Source organism: Nonomuraea sp. NPDC047529 (genome assembly GCF_040642995.1).
Classification (GTDB): Bacteria; Actinomycetota; Actinomycetes; order Streptosporangiales; family Streptosporangiaceae; genus Nonomuraea.
Genome location: NZ_JBEYTJ010000030.1, coordinates 1 through 21,749, shown reverse-complemented (window position 1 = coordinate 21,749; position 21,749 = coordinate 1). Strand labels below are relative to the sequence as shown.

The 21,749-nt window shown below is 70.3% G+C and carries 20 protein-coding genes and 1 rRNA gene; 4 read left to right on the top strand and 17 right to left on the bottom strand.

Annotation, left to right across the window (positions count from 1 at the left end; translation table 11 throughout):
* Positions 1-33: 33 nt before the first annotated feature.
* From pssA to ABZ815_RS36170, 12 genes are all read right to left on the bottom strand, one after another.
* Positions 34-861 carry a CDP-diacylglycerol--serine O-phosphatidyltransferase gene (gene pssA, locus ABZ815_RS36225; RefSeq protein WP_352364447.1) on the bottom strand — a complete coding sequence of 276 codons (828 nt, stop codon included), beginning with the start codon at positions 859-861 and terminating at the stop codon, positions 34-36.
* The gene (locus ABZ815_RS36220) at positions 848-1,489 is read right to left on the bottom strand and encodes a phosphatidylserine decarboxylase (protein ID WP_357705812.1); all 642 of its coding nucleotides are present in this window, start codon (positions 1,487-1,489) and stop codon (positions 848-850) included. Before ABZ815_RS36220 ends, pssA begins: the two co-directional genes overlap by 14 nt.
* Before the next feature lie 108 nt (positions 1,490-1,597).
* A complete protein-coding gene (locus tag ABZ815_RS36215) occupies positions 1,598-2,581 on the bottom strand; it encodes a TerC family protein (protein ID WP_357705726.1) in 984 nt (327 codons plus the stop codon).
* Between the two features lie 176 nt (positions 2,582-2,757).
* A complete protein-coding gene (locus ABZ815_RS36210) occupies positions 2,758-3,936 on the bottom strand; it encodes a glycosyltransferase family 4 protein (protein ID WP_357705811.1) in 1,179 nt (392 codons plus the stop codon).
* Positions 3,937-4,123: 187 nt separating this feature from the next.
* Positions 4,124-5,716, bottom strand: coding sequence for a lipid II flippase MurJ (locus ABZ815_RS36205; RefSeq protein WP_357705725.1), 1,593 nt, complete (start codon positions 5,714-5,716; stop codon positions 4,124-4,126).
* Positions 5,717-5,788: 72 nt separating this feature from the next.
* On the bottom strand, positions 5,789-6,640 hold the full coding sequence (locus ABZ815_RS36200) for a hypothetical protein (RefSeq protein ID WP_357705724.1): 852 nt from the start codon (positions 6,638-6,640) through the stop codon (positions 5,789-5,791).
* A 1-nt stretch (position 6,641) separates the two neighbouring features.
* On the bottom strand, positions 6,642-7,616 hold the full coding sequence (locus ABZ815_RS36195) for a copper transporter (protein WP_357705723.1): 975 nt from the start codon (positions 7,614-7,616) through the stop codon (positions 6,642-6,644).
* Complete coding sequence (gene steA / locus ABZ815_RS36190) at positions 7,613-8,809, bottom strand: putative cytokinetic ring protein SteA (protein ID WP_357705810.1); 1,197 nt, start codon at positions 8,807-8,809, stop codon at positions 7,613-7,615. The genes ABZ815_RS36195 and steA overlap by 4 nt, the downstream gene beginning before the upstream one ends.
* 73 nt (positions 8,810-8,882) lie before the next feature.
* Positions 8,883-10,592 (bottom strand): DNA repair protein RecN, encoded by a 1,710-nt coding sequence (recN, locus tag ABZ815_RS36185; protein ID WP_357705722.1) that lies wholly within the window; start codon positions 10,590-10,592, stop codon positions 8,883-8,885.
* A gap of 94 nt (positions 10,593-10,686) precedes the next feature.
* Complete coding sequence (locus tag ABZ815_RS36180; protein ID WP_357705721.1) at positions 10,687-11,589, bottom strand: NAD kinase; 903 nt, start codon at positions 11,587-11,589, stop codon at positions 10,687-10,689.
* Complete coding sequence (locus ABZ815_RS36175) at positions 11,586-12,398, bottom strand: TlyA family RNA methyltransferase (RefSeq protein WP_357705720.1); 813 nt, start codon at positions 12,396-12,398, stop codon at positions 11,586-11,588. The genes ABZ815_RS36180 and ABZ815_RS36175 overlap by 4 nt, the downstream gene beginning before the upstream one ends.
* Entirely contained in the window at positions 12,395-12,568 is a 174-nt protein-coding gene (locus ABZ815_RS36170; RefSeq protein ID WP_357705719.1) for a hypothetical protein, read from the bottom strand. The genes ABZ815_RS36175 and ABZ815_RS36170 overlap by 4 nt, the downstream gene beginning before the upstream one ends.
* Before the next feature lie 127 nt (positions 12,569-12,695).
* Here ABZ815_RS36170 and ABZ815_RS36165 point away from each other — a divergent pair, with 127 nt between their 5' ends.
* Positions 12,696-13,043, top strand: a complete 348-nt coding sequence (locus ABZ815_RS36165) for an SCP2 sterol-binding domain-containing protein (protein WP_357705718.1) — start codon at positions 12,696-12,698, stop codon at positions 13,041-13,043.
* Between the two features lie 278 nt (positions 13,044-13,321).
* Here ABZ815_RS36165 and ABZ815_RS36160 read toward each other — a convergent pair whose 3' ends face one another.
* Positions 13,322-14,293, bottom strand: a complete 972-nt coding sequence (locus ABZ815_RS36160) for an HAD-IIA family hydrolase (RefSeq protein ID WP_357705717.1) — start codon at positions 14,291-14,293, stop codon at positions 13,322-13,324.
* A gap of 104 nt (positions 14,294-14,397) precedes the next feature.
* Here ABZ815_RS36160 and ABZ815_RS36155 point away from each other — a divergent pair, with 104 nt between their 5' ends.
* Positions 14,398-14,835, top strand: a complete 438-nt coding sequence (locus ABZ815_RS36155) for a TipAS antibiotic-recognition domain-containing protein (RefSeq protein WP_357705716.1) — start codon at positions 14,398-14,400, stop codon at positions 14,833-14,835.
* Between the two features lie 329 nt (positions 14,836-15,164).
* On the opposite strand, the gene ABZ815_RS36150 is transcribed toward ABZ815_RS36155, so the two are convergent.
* Positions 15,165-15,590: a tetratricopeptide repeat protein gene (locus ABZ815_RS36150; RefSeq protein WP_357705715.1), complete on the bottom strand. Its 426-nt coding sequence runs from the start codon at positions 15,588-15,590 to the stop codon at positions 15,165-15,167.
* Positions 15,591-15,704: 114 nt separating this feature from the next.
* Between ABZ815_RS36150 and ABZ815_RS36145 the strand changes: the two genes are divergently transcribed.
* Positions 15,705-17,318: a DUF1015 domain-containing protein gene (locus tag ABZ815_RS36145; protein WP_357705714.1), complete on the top strand. Its 1,614-nt coding sequence runs from the start codon at positions 15,705-15,707 to the stop codon at positions 17,316-17,318.
* Positions 17,319-17,400: 82 nt separating this feature from the next.
* On the opposite strand, the gene ABZ815_RS36140 is transcribed toward ABZ815_RS36145, so the two are convergent.
* Positions 17,401-17,802, bottom strand: a complete 402-nt coding sequence (locus ABZ815_RS36140) for a single-stranded DNA-binding protein (RefSeq protein WP_357705713.1) — start codon at positions 17,800-17,802, stop codon at positions 17,401-17,403.
* A gap of 110 nt (positions 17,803-17,912) precedes the next feature.
* Here ABZ815_RS36140 and ABZ815_RS36135 point away from each other — a divergent pair, with 110 nt between their 5' ends.
* Positions 17,913-18,839 (top strand): MBL fold metallo-hydrolase, encoded by a 927-nt coding sequence (locus ABZ815_RS36135; RefSeq protein ID WP_352326199.1) that lies wholly within the window; start codon positions 17,913-17,915, stop codon positions 18,837-18,839.
* Between the two features lie 73 nt (positions 18,840-18,912).
* On the opposite strand, the gene ABZ815_RS36130 is transcribed toward ABZ815_RS36135, so the two are convergent.
* Positions 18,913-19,959, bottom strand: a complete 1,047-nt coding sequence (locus ABZ815_RS36130) for a hypothetical protein (protein WP_357705712.1) — start codon at positions 19,957-19,959, stop codon at positions 18,913-18,915.
* A gap of 1,703 nt (positions 19,960-21,662) precedes the next feature.
* Positions 21,663-21,749 (bottom strand): 5S ribosomal RNA (rrf, locus tag ABZ815_RS36125); the annotation flags it as partial.

Genomic DNA, 21,749 nt, shown 5'->3' with positions numbered 1-21,749 from the left:
ATCCATCAAAGCCGAAGATGGATGAAAAATCCCCTAGTTGCCGATTCGCTCGGCTTCCTTGCGCAGCTCCCGCTTGTAGAACAACATGCGCAGCGGGATGGCCGCGACGAGCGCGATCTGCATGGTCGCGCCGATCTTGATGGGCAGGTCGCCGCCTTCCGGCCAGGCCACCCAGACCGTGAGGAACGCCACGTTCACCATGATCCAGCCGAGGACGACCGCCGCCAGCTGCCCCTTCGGCTTGGGGTACTCGATGCGGCTGACCATCAGCCAGGCCACGCCGAGCACCGCGAACAGCGCCCAGATGCTGGGCTGGAACAGCAGCACGATCGAGATCACGGTCATCGCGCCCATCGGGATGGGCAGGCCCATGAAGTCGCCGCTCTTGGTCTTGACGCACGCGAAGCGCGCCAGGCGTACGACACCGGCGACCAGCACGGCCGCCGCGGCGGTGACCACCGCGATGAACGGCACCGAAGGCGGCGCGCCGACACCCCAGATCACGACCATGAACGCGGGCGCGAACCCGAAGCTGATCACGTCGGCCAGGTTGTCCAGCTCGGCGCCCATCGCCGAGGCGCGGAAGCGCCGCGCGACGAGCCCGTCGAACAGGTCGCAGGTCGCGCCGATGAGCAGCAGGACGATGGCGGTGGCGAAGTAGCTCGGCGTCGGCGTGAACTTGCCGTCGGCGACCGTGAGCTGCTGGATCGCCGAATAGGCCAGGACGCAGACCGCGAGGAACCCGCAGACCGCGTTGCCCAGCGAGAGCGAGTCCGCGGCGGACAGGCGGAACGCCTTGCCCACAGGACCGCGGGGCTCTTCCTCGCCCGCCTGCCAGCTGCCGGCGTCAGCCGTGGTCAATTCTGGTCACCCCCGCAACCGTCTTCTCACCCACGGAGACCGCGGGCGAGATGCCTTCGGGAAGGTAGATGTCGACCCGCGAGCCGAACCGGATGAGACCGATTCGCTCGGTCTGCGCCACCTTGGCCCCAGCGCTCAGGTACGGCACGATCCGGCGCGCCACGGCGCCCGCGATCTGCACCATCTCGATGTCGCCCAGCGCGGTCTCGAAATGCCACACCACGCGTTCGTTCTGGTCACTGTCCTTGTTGAACGCCGGCAGGAACCCACCTGCCACATGCTGCACGGACGTGACATTTCCCGCAAGAGGGGCACGATTGACGTGCACGTTCAGGGGGCTCATGAAGATCGCGACGCGGGTGCGGCCGTCCGGCCAGGGGTCGATGCTCTGCACCACGCCGTCGGCGGGCGACAGGATGCGCCCCTCGCCTGGAGTGCGCTCGGGGTCGCGGAAGAACCAGAGCATGCCACCGGTGAGCGCACCCAGCGGGGCCGCAGCCAGGGCCCAGCGCCGGTCTCGGCGCGTCAGCAGCGCGGTGGCGGCCGCCGCGGCCGCCGTCGGGAGGAGCCACGGGGAGACCCCGCGCGCGAGCCGGACGCGGCTCGACTTAGCAGAATCGTCTGACACGTACAACCTTTGATGGTGACTGGACTAGGCGCTTTGCCATGCTGTTACGGAACTCGCAACTATTACACGGCGCAACTACACAAGCAAAGCGCCTCGATAGCCGTTCCGCTAGACCTGCTCCGGGTGCGTCTGCTCGCCTTCGCCGCTCATCATGCGGGCCTTGATCAGGCTCGCAACCGTGGTGATCGCCATGGTGGAGCCGATGACCGTGAGCGACACCCAGATGGGAATTTCGGGTGCCCAGGAGACGCCGCTGGCATGCAACGCCTCCATTATCAGCTTAACCCCGATGAACCCGAGGATGAACGCCAAACCATAGCTGATGTAGACGAGTCGCTGCAGCAACCCGCCCAGCAGGAAGTAAAGCTGACGCAGCCCCATCAGGGCAAACGCGTTGGCCGTGAAGACGACGTAGGGGTCCTTGGTGAGCCCGAAGATGGCCGGAATCGAGTCGAGGGCGAACAGCAGGTCGGTGGTTCCGATGGCGATCATCACGATGAGCATGGGGGTCACCATGCGGCGTCCGTCGATCTTGACGGTGACCTTGGAACCGACGTACCCCTCGGTGGTCGGGAACGCCCGGCGCACCCACCTGAGCAGGATGTTCTCGTTGAACTCCTCTTCCTCGCCCTTGAGGTGCTGCCGGATCAGATTGACGGCGGTGTAGACGAGGAAGGCGCCGAAGACGTAGAAGAGCCAGCTGAACCGTTCGAGCGCGGCGGCCCCGAGCGCGATGAAGATGCCGCGCATGACCAGCGCGAGCACGATGCCGACCAGGAGCACCTTGTGCTGGTAGGGCCGCGGCACCGCGAACCGGCTCATGATGATGAAGAAGATGAACAGGTTGTCGACGCTCAAGCTGTATTCAGTGATGTAACCGGCGAAGAACTCCCCCGCCTTGTCGGCCCCGAACGTGGCCCACAACCCCACACCGAACAACGCGGCCAGGGCGACATAGAAGGTGACCCAATATCCGGCCTGCCGCATGGAGAACTCACGGGCCTCACCGCGGTCGACGATCCACAGGTCAAAGGCGAGGACGACGAGCAGACCGCCGATGACGGCGATCCAGGCCCACACAGGTACGGTCACGGTTCAAACCCTCCGGCATGCATGACTCATTGCCGGAGGTCTCTCCCGCCCGCGAACAACGCGGACCGGCAGCCCCGGGGGCCCCGTGGAGCGGGGCTGCACCGTGATGACGAGGCTGTCGCGAAGGGATACTCCCCTCCCTAACCCACGCAGTATACGCCGACACTTTGCTCCCATCATCCATACGATCTTGCCGCCTCGTACACCCCGAGTACGCTTTCCACGGCATCGTCACCATCCGGCAACTCCCGTCCCCGCAGCGTCGCCGCCTCCGACAGCGTCCGCGCGACCCCCGGCTCGTCCAGGACCTTCCGCAACGCGCTCCGCAGCCCTTCGGCGTCCCCGTACGGCACGAGCATCCCGGCGTCGCCCACCAGCCACGGGATCCCGCCCACGCCTGACGCGATCACCGGCTTGCCCGCCATCAGGGCCTCGCTGAGGCTGAGCGGCAGCCCTTCCCAGCGGCTGCAGTTGACCACGACGGAGGCGGCCGCGAGCAGGTCGGGGATGTCGCCCCGGTCTCCCAGCAGCAGCACGGGCAGGCTCCGCCCCCTGATCCGGTCCTGGAGCTCCTCCCGCAGCGGCCCCTCACCCGCCACGGCGAACAGGGGCATCGGGCCCTCCCACGGCCCCGCCGCCACGTCGAGCAGGGTGTCGAGTCCTTTCTGCTGGGCGAGCCGGGCGATCGTGAGCACCAGGGGACGGTCGCCCGCCCCCAGTTCGTCCCGAACCTCCTCCGGCGTACGCCGGGCCGGGCGGAGCGGGGGCGCGGGCACCACCGCCTCCCCCACCTTCCGGGCTCCCAGGGCGGTCATCCGCTCCGCCAGGTCCGGCGAGACGACCAGCACCCGATCGGCCCGCCGCGCCACGATCCGCTCCAGCACCCCGTAGACGAATCCCACGAAACCGCCGGCGGTCAGTGCGTTGTGCAACGTGACCACCACCCCCGGCCCCTTCCCTCCCGACGAGCCCCCTGCCGGCGTTGAGCCCCTGGCCTCCTGCGATCCGATCCCCTGACGCCCTGTCTCTTGGTACTCGGCCCCCGCGCGCTTCGACGTCCGCGGCCTGATCGCCCGCAGCGCCAGGCTCGCCAGCGCCCCCGCACGGAGGCCATGAGCGTGGACGACGTCGGCATCCCGCGTCAGCCGCCGAATCGCGAGCACCGCGCGCAGATCGTTCAGCGGATGCGGCCGATCGGACACGGGCACCTCGGCGAACGTGGCTCCCGCCTCCCGGAAGGAGAACGCCTCCTCGACACTCCCCGGCCCCACCACCGCCGCCTGATGCCCGCGCCGCACCAGCCCTTCGACGAGCATCCGTACATGCCGCCCGGTACCACCGGACGTGGTGCCCATCACAAAAGCCACCCGCAAGACCCCTCCAAGATCCTCATCGGAACCCGTGACCACACCTCAAAGCCGAAACCGTAAAGGGCAGGTCACCCCCACACGACCGCTCACTTCAAGGCCCTCATCGCGGAAGATCAGGAACCGCAGGAGACCATGAACCGCCCCCGCAGAGCAGCGGACCCGCCGTAGAGGATCAGCCGCCCCGCCTGAACAGCCCGGCCACTGCCCTGGCGTCCGACCGGTCCACAGCAACCACGACAACAACCCCCACCACCACGGCCACCACCGCCGCCAGCACCACAGCACCCACGTTCGGCCAGATACCGGAGACACCGAGCCGCCCCACCACCCACGCGCCCGCCAGGTACCCCAGCACGCCACCACCGACCGCCGCCCCCGCGGCCCTGGGAAGCCCCGCTGCGGCCCCGCTCCCCCGCGCCCGAACCACGGACGCGAGCAGCAGCACCCCACCGGCGGTCATGCCGAGGCTCATCCCCAGCGCCATGCCGCCGATCTTCCACTCGGCGGGCAGCACCAGCACCAGCACGGTCTGCGCGACGATGACGACCAGCCACCCGGCCACAGTCCCCGTAGCCGCCGCCCGCCCGAGCCCGGCCGCGTAGAGCACCCGGCTCAGGTGGGCGATGAGCCCGTAGCCGACGATGCCCGGCGCGAACAACGCGATCGCCAGGGCGAGCTGAGGCGGCGGCACCTCGCTCCTGCCTCCCAGGAACACCACCGCCCCGGGCCCCGACGCGGCGGCCAGCACGCCGGCGGCCAGCCCCGTGACCAGCACCACGGCCCGCGTCGTACGCGCCGCCAGCGCCGAGAACGCGACCGCGTCACCCGCCTGCGCCGACAACCGGGGGAACGCGCTGGTGGCGATGGGCACGGCCAGCACCGCGTACGGCACCAGGTAGATCGCCCACGCGTAGTTGTAGACGGTGAGGGCTCCGTTGCCGATCGCCTTGTTCGACAGCAGCACCACGACGATCATGGCGGCCTGCTGGGCGAGCAGCGCCGCGATCCCGGCCAGGGCGAGCCTGCGCACCTGCCCGGCCACGCCGTCGGGGAAGCGTAAGGTGGGCCGCCACCGCAGCCCCAGCCGCGACACGGGCCCGAGCACGGTCAGCACGAGCGAGAGCACCCCCAGGCTGGTGCCCACCGACAGGGCCAGCTCGGCGGGCCCAGGCAGCTGAGCCGGGTCGGCCGTCCCCCCGCTGAGCGGCACGAACAGCAGGTACGCCACGATGACCACGATGCTGGACACCAGCGGCGCGACCGCGGGCCCGGCGAAGCGACTGTGCGACTGCAGCACGCCGTAGAGGACCACGGCCACGCCGTACAAAGGGATCTGGGGGGCGAAGACGACCAGCATCCGCGTGGCGAGGGCGACGAGATGGGCCGTGTCGCACCCGTGGACGGCCTCGCCGAGGAACAGGCCGATGACCGGCCGGGCGAACAGCGCGGTGAGCGCCCCCAGCGGCACCAGGACCACGACGACCCACGTCAGCAGCGCCGAACTGATGTGCCCGGTGCGCTCGCGCGAGGCGGCGGACCCGGCCAGCACCGGCACCACCATGCCCGCCAGCGCGCCCCCGACGACGACCTCGAAGACGATGTTGGGGATCTGGTTGGCCGTCATGTAGGCGGTGGACAGGCAGTTGGTGCCGACGGTCTGGGCGAAGGCGTATTGCTTGACGAAGCCGGCGATCCGCGCCAGCACGGTGATCGCCCCGATGAGCAGGGCGCCACCCGCCACACCCCGCGCCGTCACGCTCCGCACCCGGCCTCCCCCGCCCAGTATCCGGTCACGCGGACATCCTGGCAGGTGCCACCGACAATCGCGCCCGGAGGGTCACACGGGGTCGACGGGACGCCGCCCGAGCATGTCGATCCGGTTGAGCACCGGGTTCGTGGCGATGACCTTGGTGAAGCTGACCTTCTCCGAGGCCGCGGTGAGCGCGGCGACCGTGCCCAGGAGGACGAGCCTGCCCGGCCTGCCGAGCTTGGTGACCGCGGCCAGCCCGAGCAGGGCGCCGAGCGAGTTGGCGCCCGCGTCGCCGAGCATCGCGCGCTCGCCGAGGTCGTCGGGCAGCAGCGCGGCGGCGGCCCCCAGCGGCACGGCGGCCAGGGCCGCGGCGGCGGGCGACGACCGCAGCAGCGAGATCGCCAGCAGCGGCCCGCCGGCCAGCAGCCCGACCTTGATCGCCCGCCCGGGACGAAGGTCGAACAGATTGGCCAGGTTGGCCGCGCCCGCGATGGCGGCACCGTTGACCAGCGTGTCCACGGGCCCGTCGGAGACGAGGGCGGCGGCGCCGAGCCCGGTGGCCCCGATGCCGAGGATCTTGACGGCGCCGCTGGTGACCTCGCCACGGGTCAGGGCCGTCAGGTGGCCCTTGAAGCCCTTGGAGGACGTGGTGCCGTAGAGGTCGTCGTAGGCCCCTAGGGCGCCGGTGCCGACGCCCGCCAGCACCGCGGCCAGCCGGGTACGCGGCGTCAGGCCAGGCGTGAGCGCGGCCGCCACGCCGGAACCGGCGACGAACGCGGGCCCCTCCAGGAGGGTGATGGGCTCGCCGCGGTGGTTCTTGCGCGTCCAGCGCCCGCCCAGGTCGGCCGGACGGTTCCGGGTGAAGGCGGAGTAGGCGGCACGGGCGGCGGCGGCGCCGATCGCGGCGCCGGCCAGCGCGTAGAGCAGGCCACGGGCCATGTCAGCTCCCTGACTGGGTCGGTGAAGGCGTGGTGGTCGGCAACGCGGGCTGGGTGGCCGAGGCCCCCTTGCCGATGCCGTACTGGCCGGCGCGCCCGTTCAGTTGCTCCCGGAGAGCGTAGACGACCACGACCCGGCCCGCGGGCATATCGACGGTATCGACGGTGGACACGCGCTTGGAGACGTCGCCGTCGTCTCGAAGGGCGCTGACAGCGCCCCCGGTGACAGCCGTGTTGGCGGCGCTGCCGGCCAGCACCGCGCCCTTGCCCGCCGCGTCGAGCCGGTCGGCGACCGAGACGAGCGCGCCGAGCTGGGTCTCGGCCTGCTCCCCCTCGTACGCCTTCTCCGGCGCGAACATCACCGCGAGCATGGCCCGCTTGGCGGGGTCGCCGTCGATGCTGACCAGCCCGCCGGCCTCGAACCCGCTGAGGACGGCGGCGGTCGCGGCGTTGGGCGTGCCCGCCTGGGCCTGGTCGGTGGTGAGCAGCGTGGAGGCGAGCAGCGCGCCCGCCTTGTCCCAGACGGTCGCCGTGGACGGGAAGACCATGTCGACCGGCTTGAGCTGGTTGACCAGGCCGTCGAGCACGCCGCTGCGATCGGGGTCGAAGAACTTCTCGGTCAGCGTGACGCGCCCGCTCACCTCCACGCCCGCCTCCTCCAGCACCTGCTGCTCGGCCTCGCGGAACGCGGTGCTCGAACCCGGCGTCTCGACCAGCAGCACGTGCTGGCCGGTCAGCTCGCCGGCCACCAGCTTCGGCGTGACGCTGGCGACGAAAGCGTCGTTGCCCGCCTCGCGGCCCTGGAGCTGGTCGATCTGCACGCGCAACTCGTCCTTCGTCTTGGTGAGCTGCGCGCTGATCTCCTGCGCGGACTTGACCGCGGGCTCCTGCAGCAGCGTGGTGCCCAGGACGATCCCGACGGCCAGCGCCAGGAAGATCGCGACGATGGAGACGACGTGGTAGCGAAAATCGATCACGAGAAGAGTCCGACCAGCCAGAAGATGAATGCGTTCCAGACGTCTTGCAGGCCGTTCAGCCAGGTCTGGCCGAGCGGTGACAGGAAGAGGGCGACCCCCATGGTGATCAGCGCGGTGATCACGAGCAGCAGGAGCTGCGGGGTGGTGATGCGGCTACGGTAGAGCCTGCTCACGCCCTTGGCGTCGATGAGCTTGCTGCCGATGATCAGCCGGGTCAGGAAGGTGCTGGCCATGCCGGAGCGCCCCTTGTCGAGGAACTCCTCCAGGGTGCCGTGGGTGCCGACCGCGACGATCAGCTCGGCGCCCTTGTCGTCGGCCAGGAGCATCGCGATGTCCTCGCTGGTGCCGGTGGCCGGGAAGATGACCGCCTCGCGGCCGAGCTGGTGCACCCGCTCCAGGCCGGGCGCGCGGCCGTCGCGGTAGGCGTGCACGACGAGCTCTGCGCCGCAGGTCAGCGCCTTGGTGGAGACGGAGTCGAAGTCGCCGACGATCACGTCGGGGAGGTAGCCGGCCTCCAGCAGCGCGTCGGCGCCGCCGTCGACGCCGACGAGGACGGGCCGGTATTCCCTGATGTAAGGGCGAAGGGTGGCGATGTCTTCCTTGTAGTGATAACCGCGCACCACGATGAGGACATGTCTGCCCTCCATCGGGGTGCGGATCTCAGGCACGCCGACTCCATCGATGAGAAGCTTGCCCTCACCGCGAACGTACTCCATCGTGTTGACGGCGAAAGCCTCGATCTGCACGGCGAGCCCGGCGCGTGCCTCGGCCATGGCGGCCTCGACGGCCTCGGTCGTCTGCTCGTCGCCCTTGCCCACGACGTCGTCGTCGAGGTAGATGACACCCTCGTGCACGCGGACGACGTCGCCGTCCTTGACGCGCTCGAACAGCTCGGGGTTGGCGTTGTCGACGAACGGCACACTCGCGTCGAGCAGGATCTGCGGGCCCAGGTTGGGATAGCGGCCGCTGATGCCCGCGGCGACGTTGACCACAGCCGCCGCGCCGCATGCGACGAGCGCCTCCGCGCTGACCCGGTCAACGTCGACATGGTCGATAATCGCTATTTCCCCGGGCTGGAGGCGTTTGGTGAGCCTCTTGGTTCGCCGGTCGATTCTCGCCACTGCCGTCACACCGGGAAGGTCACCGACCTTCCTGCCACGGAGGCCCGGCATCTTGCTCCCCGGAACCTTCATCATGACCATCCTGCCAGAGGGAAACAGCGCGGAGGCCAAGCACTACGCGGCGTGTCCACTATGTCACACAGAATCACCTGTCGGCCGCTGCGAGTCCCAGCAGCTCCTCCGCGTGTGCCCGGCCCAGCTCGGAGTCCTCCAGACCGGCCAGCATGCGGGACAGCTCGCGTACGCGCCCCTCGTGGTTGAGCGTGACGACGCCGCTGCGCACGACACTGCCGTCGCTCGCCTTCTCGACGACCAGATGCTGGTCGGCGAAGGCCGCCACCTGCGGGAGGTGAGTGACGACTATCACCTGCGCGGTGCGGGCGAGCCGGGCCAGCCGGCGCCCGATCTCGACCGCGGCCTTGCCACCGACCCCCGCGTCGACCTCGTCGAACACGAACGTCGGCACCGGGTCGGCACCGGCGAACACGACCTCGATGGCGAGCATGACGCGGCTCAGCTCGCCGCCGGAGGCGCCCTTGTTGAGCGGCAGCGGCGGCGCGGCCGGATGCGCGGCCATCCGCAGCTCCACCTCGTCGACGCCCTCCGGGCCGAACTCGGCGCTCTGGGTGAGCTGCACCACGACCCGGGCGTGCGGCATGGCCAGCGCGGTCAGCTCGTCGGTCACGGCCTGGCCGAAGCGCTCCGCGGCGGCCTCGCGCACCTTGGTGAGCTCGGCGGCCAGGGTGGTGAGCCTGGTGGTGAGCTCCTCGTGCTCGCGGGTGAGCTCCTCGATGTGCTCGTCGTCGCCTTCGAGCTCGCCCAGGCGGGTGGCCGCCTGCTGGGCCCAGGCCAGCACCCCGGCGCTGTCCTCGGCGTACTTCCTGATCAGGCTGCCCAGCACGGACCTGCGCTCCTGGACGGAGGCCAGGCGGGCCGGGTCGGCCTCGATGGACTCGGCGTAGGCGGCCAGGTCGGTGGCGACGTCGGAGATCAGATATCCGGCCTCGGCGAGCCGGTCGGCCACGCCGGCGAGCTGGGGGTCGAAGTCGCGCACGGCCTCGACGGCCGCGCGGGCCTCCCCGAGCAGCGAGATCACGTCGCGGGCGCCGCCGGCGGCCTCCATCGGATCGCCGAGCAACGCGGTGTGGGACGTGGTCGCGGCGCTGCGCAGCGCGTCGGCGTGCGAGAGGCGCTCCTCCTCCTCGCGCAGGTGGACGTCCTCGCCCGGCTTGGGGTCGATCTTCTCGATCTCCTCCAGGCCGAACCGCAGCAGGTCGGCCTCCTGGGCGCGCTCCCTGGCCTTGGTGGTCAGCTCGTCGAGCAGCGCCCCCACCTGCTTGTGCCGCTTGTACGCCTGCGAGTACGCCCGCAACGGCTTGACCAGCTCGTTCCCGGCGTAACGGTCGAGCGCGGCGCGCTGCCTGGCGGCCTGCAACAGCCGCTGCTGGTCCATCTGCCCGTGCACGGCCACCAGGTCGTCGGCCAGGTAGGTCAGCGTGCCGACGGGCACCGTGCGCCCCCCGAGCCAGGCCCTGGAGCGGCCCTCGGCCGAGACGGCGCGCGAGATGATCAGCTCGCCGTCCTCGACCTCGCCGCCGAGGTCTTCGACCTGCTGGGCGACCCGGCCGCCGGGCTCGACGACGAGCGTGCCCTCCACGGTCGCCTTGTCGGCCCCCGGACGGATGCGCGAGGGGTCGGCCCGGCCGCCGAACAGCAGCCCGAGCCCCGTGACGACCATCGTCTTGCCCGCGCCGGTCTCGCCGGTGACCACGTTGAAGCCCGGCGAGAGCTCAAGTACGGCCTCGTCGATGACGCCGAGCCCCTGGATGCGGACCTCCTCGACCCTTGGTCGCACTGCCCACTCCCGTCACTGCCGTGCCTGATGGCCGGTTGGTTGTGTCCGGACACCTGTTGCCCATGGGATCCTACGCGTTCTCCCCTCCATTCATTCAGGGTCGCACTCTCCCGCGCCATCCCTGAACCGGTAGTTCGAACTTGGCGACCAGCCTGTCGGTGAAGGGGGCGCCGGTGTTCTCCACGCCGTGCAGGCGGGCCAGGCGGACCGGCTCGGCGCCCCTGCGAACCTCCACACGCGAGCCCGAGGGCAGCTCGAAACGCCGCCGTCCGTCGCACCACAGAACGCCGCCGGGAGTGTCCGGCAGGATCTCCACGGCCATCGTCGATCGGGGCGAGACCACCAGCGGCCGGGCGAACAGCGCGTGGGCGCTGATGGGCACCAGGAGCAGCGCCTCCACCTCCGGCCAGACCACCGGCCCGCCGGCCGAGAACGCGTACGCCGTCGAACCGGTAGGAGTGGCACAGATCACGCCGTCGCAGCCCCAGCGGGACAGCGGCCGCCCGTCGATCTCGGCGACCACCTCCAGCATGCGTTCCTGCTTCTCCACGGTGACCTCGTTGAGCGCCCACGTGTCGGCGATCACCCGGCCGTTCTGCCTGGCCAGGACGTCGATCGTCATGCGCTCCTCGACGTCGTAGCGCCCGGCCACCACGCTGTCGACCGCCGAGGCCAGGTCGGCCACCTCCGCCTCGGCCAGGAACCCGACGTGCCCGAGGTTGACGCCGAGCAGGGGCGTGCCGGCGGGCTTGGCCAGCTCGGCCGAGCGCAGCAGCGAGCCGTCGCCGCCGAGCACGATCATGACCTCGGCGTCCTTGGCCGAGCCCGGATCGTCACTGGGGACGACCTCAACCCCGCCGCAGCCGATGTCGACGGCCTCGGTGTCCAGGACGCGTACGTTGATGCCCGCCTGGACCAGCCGGTCGATGACCAGGCGGGCGCTCTCGACGGCGGCCCCCCGCCCGGTGTGGACGGCGACGAGCACGGTGCGGTTCATTGCGGCCCTTCTGCGACGGCACGCTGGATCTCGGCATCGAGCTCGGCGACGGGGGGCTCACCCTCTCCTTTGCCTAGCCAGAGCAGATATTCGACATTTCCGGACGGACCGGGCAGCGGGCTCGCGGTCACGCCCCGCACGCTCAGCCCCAGCTCCCGCGCCTTGGCCGCGGCGTCACGCACCGACCGGGCCCGCAGCTCGGGGTCGCGCACCACGCCGCCCGCCCCCACGAGCTCCTTGCCCACCTCGAACTGCGGCTTGACCAGCATGACGAAGTCGGCCCGCGGCGCGGCGACCTGCGCCAGCGCGGGCAGCACGAGCCTCAGCGAGATGAACGACAGGTCGCCCACGACCAGCGTGGGCGCCTCGCCGACCATGTCGGGGGTCAGATCGCGCACGTTGACCCGTTCCATCACGGTCACCCGTTCGTCGGTGCGCAGCGACCAGGCGAGCTGCCCGTAGCCGACATCGACGGCGAGCACGTGAGCCGCGCCGTGACGCAACAGCACGTCGGTGAAGCCTCCCGTGGAGGCCCCCGCGTCGAGGCACCTGCGCCCCTCCACCGACAGGCTCTTGAACGCCTCCAGCGCCCCGAGAAGTTTGTGCGCTCCGCGCGAAACGTAGTCGGGCCCGTCGGCCGACTCGGCGACGACGATGGCCGAGGCCGTGTCGACCTGGGTCGCGGGCTTGCTCGCCTGCTGCCCGCCCACGCTGACCCGCCCCGCCTCGATGAGCTGGGCGGCCTGCTCACGCGACCTGGCCAGACCTCGGCGCACCAGCTCGCTGTCGAGGCGAATCCTCCGGCTCACCGCTCGCCCAGCGCTTCGTCGCCCGCACCCGCGAGAGTGGACTCCAGCCCGGCGAACGCCTCCTCGAACACCGCCACGTGCTCGTTGACCGGCAGCTCGCCCACACGACCGAGACCGGCCACGATGGCGTCGACCCGCTCGTCTCCGGTTTCCTCCGGCAGCTCACCCATGACTCGACCGTAACGCCTCGGGCGAGCGCCCGGGACCTTGGCAGGCGTGTCACGCGTTGAAGCTCATACGGGGGTGCTAGTGATGTGGAACGCTACCGACCGCAAAGGGAAAGAAAGGATGCCCAACATGGCAAGCGTCGAGGAGTGCCGGGCGGCACTGGCCAGGCTCGTCGCCCAGTTCGACGAGATCGGCGCGGAGGATCGTGCCAAACACGTGGTCGAGCGCACGGTCAGCGCCCGGGTGTCCGACCTCGGTGTGACCTTCTACGGGCGGCTGCACCACGGGGGGCTCGACCCGTTCACCGAGGAAACGCCGGCCGGGGGCAAACCGGCCGATGTGAAGATCACCATTGCGAGTGACGACCTGATCGCGCTGGTCGACGGCGAACTGGACCTGGCCCGCGCCCTGCTAGGGGGGCGGGTGAAGATCGACGCGAGCTTCGGCGACCTGCTACGCCTGCGCAAGCTGATCTGACCGGTTCCGTTGTTCAACGCATTCGTTAACTGTTAGGCGACAGGCGAACAGCATCCCTACCCCTCGGCCCCCGATCGGCGAGCCGCCCTCCGGCGGCCACGTCGCCCCCGGCGACCCGCCCTGACGATCGCTCCCCACTCGCTCCTCCATGATCAGCACGCCGTACGTGTTCGCGTCCGGCGTGCTGCGGGCCATGGAAGAGTACGACACCGCATCGGTCACTCGATGCAAGGCCGCCGATCGACAAGGAAGGCCAGGTCTAAGGAGGCCCCCGGCCCTCACCCGACGCGCTTCAGGACCTCCTTGACCGCGTCCTCGCCGACCTGGCCTTCCCCGGCCGCCGCCCAGGCCGCGTCGCAGGCCGCGCGCAGCCCGTCGATCCGGCTGCCGTCTCCTTCGAGGCGCAGCACCCCGTCCCGCCACTCCGCCTGCCATCCTCCGCAGGCCCCCTCCCGCACCTCGGGATAGGGCTGGACCAGCGCACCGAGGTCCTCGGCCAGGTACGTGGGCCGGTGCCGGGGCTCAGCGGTCAGCACGTCGAGCGGGGTGGCCACCCCGGTGAGCACCAGCAGGCTCTCCACGCCCGCGTTGGAGGCTCCTTCGATGTCGGTGTCCAGCCGGTCCCCCACGACCAGCGGCCGCCGGGCGCCCGTACGGATCATCGACTCCCGGTGCAACGGCGGATCCGGCTTACCGGCATAGACCGGCTCGACCCCGGTGGCAGCGGCGATGACCCGGACCATGGCTCCGTTCCCGGGCAGTTCACCGCGCCCGGTCGGCATGGTGCTGTCACCGTTGGAGGCCACGAACAACGCCCCCTGCCGTACGGCCAGCGCCCCCTCCGACAGCAAGGCATAGGACAGACCCGGAGCGATCCCCTGAACCACCGCGGCAGGCGACTCGGCCGCGACGGACACCGGCCTGAGCCCGTGGTCACGTACGGCCACCCGCAGCCCCGACCCGCCCACGACCAGCACCGCGGCGCCTGGAGCCACCCGCTCGGCGACCACTCGCGCGGCCGCCTGTGCCGAGGTCACGACATCGGCCGCCGTGGCCGGGACGCCGAGTTCCCGCAGGTGGGCGGCGATGGCGGCCGGCGTGCGGGAGGCGTTGTTGGTCACGTAGGCGAGCCGCACGCCCTTGCCCTGAGCCGCCTCCAGCGCCTCACTTGCCCCGGGCACGGCGTGCGGTCCCAGGTAGACCACACCGTCGAGGTCGAGCAGCAAGGTGTCATAGCCGTCAATCAGCACAGCGCCTCTTCCCGTTTGACTCTCACGCCGCGTGAGACTTTAGCGTCGCCTTCGTACCCCGCCACAGGAAGCCCTGACGGGAAACCCGTTCTGGAAGGACGACCATGCCCCGCACACTCAATCTGACGACCGACGAACGCACCGAACTCTTCGGCGACTTCGCCCACGACGAACACTCGGCGGAGGCCGAGGAACGCTGGGGTGACACGCGTGCCTGGGCCGAATCCGCGCGCCGCACCTCGTCCTACACGAAGGAGGACTGGCAGCGGTACAAAGCCGAGGCATCCGCCCTCTCGGCCCGCCTCGCCGATGCGATGAACGCCGGCATCCCCGCCGACAGCGACCTTGCGATGGACCTGGCCGAAGAACACCGCGCCCACATCTCCCGCTGGTTCTACGACTGCACGTACGACATCCACCGCGGCCTCGCCGACCTGTACGCCTCCGACCCCCGCTTCACCGCCACCTTCGACCGCACCTCCCCCGGCCTCGCCACCTACCTCCGCACCGCAATCCTCGCCAACACCACCCGCCAGAGCTGAGCCGGCCCCTTTGAGCAGTCGGCCATGCGGAGAGTCACGTCACAGGCGACGCATGACGGCCCGGACAATCCTTCCTGAGGCGCCGGACAGCATCGTCGCAGTAGCCAGGAACATCAGTCGCCGTCGGCGGCCGGAGTCCACGCAGACGTGGGCGCGGCACATTCGACCGCACAGAGCCCTCGTCAGGCCCGCGATGCGGCAGGCACCGCCCGCCCAGCAACGTTCCCCGCCTGACAGCGCACATCTGAGGTGGCACCTATCGGGCCCGAAAAGATCCACCCGAGCAATGACACTGCACGACGGCGGGCCCCTGTCCGCGCCCTACACCCCTACATCTCCCGGCGAGCCCTCAACGTCGCGCGCACACTCTTCAAAGCCGATACGTAATGCCGCTCGTCCGGCCGCATGGCCACCGCGATGGCGAGCGGCTCCTGAGCCCCTTCCAGGTCCCCCGTACGCCACAACGACAACCCCAGCCCGAAATACGCATAATCCTCAGCCGGATTCGCATCCACGATCTGCCGGAAGCTGGCCGCGGCCTCCGCATACTGGCGGGAGTTGAACTGCGCCCGAGCCAATGCCTCAAGGATGCTCCGCGACTGTGGCTCAGCCGCAGCCGCCCGCTCCAGCAATGCCGCGGCAGCCGCGGGACTCCCCTCCTTCAGCAACTTCACACCACGCTGATACCAGTCGTAGACACCGCCCCCAGGAACGCCGCCCAAGGACTCATCGTGACCATTTCCGCCCTGAACCATGCGTGAGGACTCCTTCATCGCCGGACGACGAACCTCGCTCCCGCTCCGCCGCGATAGGGGCGCGACAGCAAACGATTGGGGCAACTCCTGGTAGGCGCAAGCTTTTATGGGAGCATGCCCGGTATGGGGACTCCTGAACTGCCGGTGCCGGACGGACTGGTGCTACGGCCCTTCCGAGGCGTACGTTTCGATGTCGAAGATCCCGCCAAGGTGACCTCCCCACCGTACGACCTGATCAGCGACGCGGACGTCGAAGCTCTCCTTGCCTCTCACCCGAACAACGTCGTCCGCCTCATCCTTCCCTGCAACCCCGAAGCGACACCCTCCGCCGAAGGCAGCCCTCCTCGCGGCCCGGCCGGCCCCCCGTCCAGGCTTCACCACCGGCCCGAGGTGCCGCTCGAAGCCCGTTACGCCGAGGCCAGGGACACCCTGAGGGCCTGGCTGGACGCCGGCGTCCTGGTGGCCGACGACACCCCCGCCCTGTACGTGTACGAGCAGAGCGGCCCGCACGTCCTCCAGCGCGGCCTGATCGGCGACGTCGGCCTCATCGACCCGGCCGAGCGCGTCATCCTCCCCCATGAAGACGTCATGCCCGGACCGATCGCCGACCGCCTGGCCCTCATGAGCACCACCGAGGCCAACCTCGAACCCATCTTCCTGCTCTACAACGGCGACCACGGCAGGGCCACCCGTCTGGTGGACGAGGTGGCCACCAAGCGACCGCCCCTCGTCACGGCCGAAACCGAGGACGGCCTCACCCACCGGCTGTGGGCGATCACCGACCAGGACGAGATCGCCGCGATCAACGCCGACCTGCGCAACCGTCAGGCCTTGATCGCCGACGGCCACCACCGCTACGCGACGTACCGCGTCCTGCAGCGCCAGGAACACGCCGCCCGCCAAGCCCTTCGGGACGGAACTCACCAGGCCACGCCCAACGCCGTGCCACAAGAAGCCCCTCTGCACACCCCCCAGGACACGTTTCCCCAGAGCTCTCGGGACATCTCCCTGAGCGCTCCCCCAAGCATTCCCACCGTGACGGACCACCCGGCAAGCCCCACTCCCAGCCCGGTCACCTCGATCCGTCACGAGTTGATTGACCACCTCGCCCATCCCTCGGAGGCCCCGGTCTCCGCCCCGGCCGAGCCCCGGCGGGCGCTGGGCCCCTGGGACTTCGGGCTGGCCCTGATCGTCGACTCCACCGCCTACCCACCCGATCTCAAGGCCATCCATCGGGTCATCCCCGGCCTGCCCTTGACCGAGGCCGCCGCCAGGGCGAGGGGCGCCTGGCAGGTGCACGACCACGACGACCTGCGGCAGGGCCTGGAGGCATTGGAGAACGCTCCCGAGCCCGCCTTCCTGCTCGCCGGAGAAAGCGGCACCCACCTGCTCACCGACCCCGACCCGGTGCAGCTCAACCTGGCGATGCCCGACCACCACTCGGAGCGCTGGAACTCGCTCAACACCTCCATCCTCACCGAGTTCATCCTGCCCAAGGTGTGGGGCATGGAGGACGACGACCAGGCCGTACGCATCGTCCACCACGACACCGAGGCGGCGCTGCGGCTCGCGATCCAGACGGGCGGCACAGCCGTCATCCTCAAACCGCTCATGGTTCACGACGTGCTGGCGGTGGCCGCGGGCGGCGAACGAGTCCCCCGCAAGTCCACCTCCTTCGGCCCGAAACCACGCACCGGCCTGGTGCTACGCACGTTCGCCATCGACTGACCCCGCACGCCCTCACCTGCTCGCCTCACCCCGTGCCGTCGACCCTCCACGCCCGCGACGGAACCCGGCCCCGGACCGGGCATCAGATCTGGCCACCCGCCCCGGCCAACTGAGCCACCTTCCGAGGCCCCCGGCTCGGAGCCATCTCCTGGGACGGCTCAGGAACCGGCTCCTCGACCGGCCTGGCGGCGCTCACCTCCACCTCGTACCGCCAGACCTTGGCGGCGGACGGACCGAAGACCCGGCAGCGGAAGGCGCCCGTCACCTCGACGAAATCCCTCGGTTTGAGGCCCCGCACGGTCTCCGCCACCTCGGGATCGAACGTGACACAAGGGATGCTGTCCGTGAGCGCCGGGCCCCGCTTGTGCCTGCGCCGGCGGCGTACGATGACCCGCCACTTCGTGGCCATGTCGCCGCTCGGCATCGCGTATTCCTCGACCGCCGCGGACAACCGCCCCGCGAGCACGACCTCGTTCCGATCCATTGACGTCCTCCCGTTTGTGTTCCGGCGGAGATCACTCTCTACGATGAAGGGAAGCCCGGATCGATACGAACGTCGTTCTGGGGATAACGGATGTACGCGCGGGAGTTCCTGTGGACAACATCACCGCACTAGGCGGCGACGTCTATGAGATCGACACCAAGATGGCCGGATACTCGGGCATCACCGCCGGCTATCTGATCCTGGGGGACCGGCCGTGCCTGGTGGAGACGGGCACCTCGACCTCGTCCCCCGTGGTGCGCGACGCGCTCGCCTCGCTCGGCGTCGGCCCGGACGACCTGGCCACGGTGGTCGTGACCCACATCCACCTGGATCACGCGGGCGGCGTGGGGGACATCGCGAAGTTCTTCCCGTCCGCCCAGGTGGTGGTGCATGAGAAGGGCGCGCGCCATCTGGCTGATCCGTCGCGTCTGATGGCCAGTGCCCGGATGGTCTGGGGCGACCAGCTCGACACCCTCTTCGGCGAACTGTCCCCCACCGAAGCCGAACGTATCGTCGCCCTGGGCGACACCGGCGCCATCGACCTGGGCAACGGCCGCACGCTGAGCAGCCACTACTCCCCCGGCCACGCCAAACACCACGTCGGCCTGATCGACTCCGCCACCGGCGACCTGTACGTCGGGGACGCCGCGGGCGTGTACCTGCCCCAGACCGGCGACCTGCGCCCCGCCACGCCGCCACCGGACTTCGACCTTCAAACGGCCCTCGACTCGATCGCCCTGTTCCAGGCGCTCGGTCCGCAACGGTTGCTGTTCAGCCACTACGGCCCGGTCGGCGCCGTCCAGGAGACGCTTGAGCGATCCGCCGAAGAGCTCCGCGTCTGGGTGGATCTCACCCGCCAGGCACATTCGGAGGGCCTGGACCTCGATCACGCGGTCGCCATGGTCCGCGACCGCACCAAGGAGCGCTACACCGCCCTGCAGTCGGACGACGTGACAGCCGAGCAGTTCGAACTGCTGAGCGGCGCCCCGTCGAACGTCGCGGGCATCCTCCACTGGCTCAACCGCGTCGAACGATGACGAGCCCACACCTCGCCTGAGACAAAAGCTCCGCCGTACCCCAGACCATCAGGGCACGGCGGAGCAGCAACACTTACTCGTCGTTCTTCTTCGGCCGGTCCTGAGCGGATTCGCCCGTCTCGACCTCCAGCACGTCACCGAAGTCCGGCTCGATGAACGCGGGCGTGATCCCCGGCGTCTCGGCCTCGGCCGGCTTCTCCTCGGCCGGCTTGGCCTCCTCAGCGGTGTCCGTCGGCTCGCCGGCCTCGGGCTCTGCCGCCTCGGGACTCACGGCGGCCTCAGGCTCGGCCGCCTCAGGGGTCTCGGTGGCCTCCGGCTCCAGGAGGTCGTCCGCCTCGGCCAGGGCCTCGGTGTCCTCTTCCTCCTCCTCGGCCAGCTTGCCCTCGTCGGCGACACCGGCGTCGTCGAAGTCGTCCTCGGAGTCGAGGTCTTCCTCGAAGTCCTCCTCGACGTCCTCGATGACGGCTCCGGTCAGCTCGGCGTACCGCTCGGCCGCGTCCGTCTCGCCGTCCTCGTCGAAGGCCATCGCCCGCGCGAACCAGTCGGTGGCCGCCTCCTGATGCCCGGCATCGGCCAGGGCGTCCGCGTAGGCGAACGCGAGGCGCGCCGACCACGGCTTGGGCTGCGGGTCGCGCAGCTCGGGCAGACGCTGGAGGGTGATCACGGCCGCGTCCTGCTGACCCAGGTCACGCCTGGCGCCGGACTCGACGATGGTCAGCTCGATGCGTCCGGCCCGGTCAAGGCGCTCCGCCTCCGGCGAACGTACGAGATCGATGGCCCGCTCCGGACGGCCCAGACCGCGCTCGCAGTCGGCCATGACCGGCAGGTACGCATCCGACCCCGTCATCCTCCTGGCCGCACGCAGGTCGCTGAGCGCCTCGGAGAAGTGTCCGGCCCGGTAGGCGACGATGCCCGCAGCCTCACGTACGACACCGATGCGAGCCGCGAACCGGCGCGCCACCTTGGTGTGTTCGTGCGCCTTGTCGGGATCGTCCTCCTCCAGGGCGCGCTCAGCGGCGACCAGGTGCCTGCCGACCAGGTCGGAGAGGTCGCCGGGCAGGGAACGCAGCTCCTCGCGTACTTCCTTGTCCAGCTCCTCCGCGGTGATGTCGGGCGCCACCTCGGGCAGCCTCTCGCGCTGCGGGGCGTCGGAGTCGCGCTCCTCCCTGCCGTACCTGGCACGGGTGCCACCGCCCGGACGCTCCCCGCGGTCGTCCCGCGAGAACGGGCGCGACTCGCGGTAGCCGCCCTCGCGACGAGGCCCGTAGGAGTCGTCGCGACGCGGGCCACGGTCGAAACCTTCGCGGCGCGGACCACGGTCACCGTAGCCGCCGCCCTCGCGACGAGGACCACGGTCCTGGAAGGGGCGACGCTCGTCACCCTCACGACGCGGCCCCCGGTCGAAGCCCTCACGGCGCGGACCACGGTCATCGCCCTCACGACGCGGACCACGGTCGAAACCTTCGCGGCGCGGACCACGGTCACCGTAGCCGCCGCCCTCACGCCGAGGCCCACGGTCCTGGAAGGGACGACGCTCGTCACCCTCACGACGCGGCCCCCGGTCGAAGCCCTCACGGCGCGGACCACGGTCATCGCCCTCACGACGCGGACCACGGTCGAAACCTTCGCGGCGCGGACCACGGTCACCGTAGCCGCCGCCCTCACGCCGAGGCCCACGGTCCTGGAAGGGACGACGCTCGTCACCCTCACGACGCGGCCCCCGGTCGAAGCCCTCACGGCGCGGACCACGGTCATCGCCCTCACGACGCGGACCACGGTCAAAGCCCTCCCTGCGCGGACCACGGTCATCGCCCTCACGACGCGGACCACGGTCAAAGCCTTCGCGCCGCGGCCCGCGATCGCCATACCCGCCCTGACGGCGGTCACCGTAGCCGCCGCCCTCGCGCCGGTCACCATAGCCACCGCCGCCCTGACGGCGGTCGCCGTAGCCGCCTCCGCCTTCGCGACGCTCACCGTAGCCGCCCTCGCGACGGGGCCCGCGGTCATCCCGGTCCCGGTAGGAGCGGCCCTCCTCCCGGAAACCACCCTCACGCGGCGGGCGCTCGTCGCGAGCGCCTTCCCCGCTTCGGGGCGCTCTGTCCTCGCGGTTGTACGGACGCGGCCGGCCCTCGGAACGGAACGGACGATCGCCACCGGAATCACGCCCGCGAGAGCCGTATCCGCCAGTCCTGCCGCCGCCAGAGCGCCTGTCCCCGTAGTCGCCGCGCCCGCGCTGTCCGCCGTCCGATCCGTTATCTCTGTTCACTTCTGGTCCATTTCGTTGGCTCACTCAGCGGACTCACAACGGCGGTCCACCGTGGCTGGTCGCCGCCCACCCTCGGGCCTTACGCGACGAAGGCCACCCGTGGGGGTGGCCCGCTCCCTCCAGCCTAGCAAGCCCTCGCACGTTCACGAGCCCTCCAGACGCCCCCGCAACCCTCCAGCCGGCCACGAACCAAGTGGGATCGCCTGCTGTGATCCCACCTCCGTCCGCGTCCGAAGAGCGACACCTCCCCGAAGGAGCGGAACATTGACGTCATCGACGAGTCCAACCAGGGACCAGACCCGTGTCTCCCTCATGGCGAAGAGCCCGACATTGAGGCCCTAAGGCCACGGGACTCTCCCCCAGAAAGGCCAGCCCATGGGCCAGCTGCAGCTTGCGCTGTCGTCGGGCAATGCCGTGACCGGCGGCCGGCGTCGCATGCGCCCGACCCGACCTGCCTAGCCTCCCGCGTTCGAGGAGCGACAGTTGAAAGCCCTTGGGAAGGGCCCACAACGCAAAGAAGGCCCCACACAACCGTGTGGGGCCTTCTTCGAAAGATTGTCCGGCGGTGACCTACTCTCCCACACCCTCCCGAGTGCAGTACCATCGGCGCAGAGAAGCTTAACTTCCGGGTTCGGAATGTAACC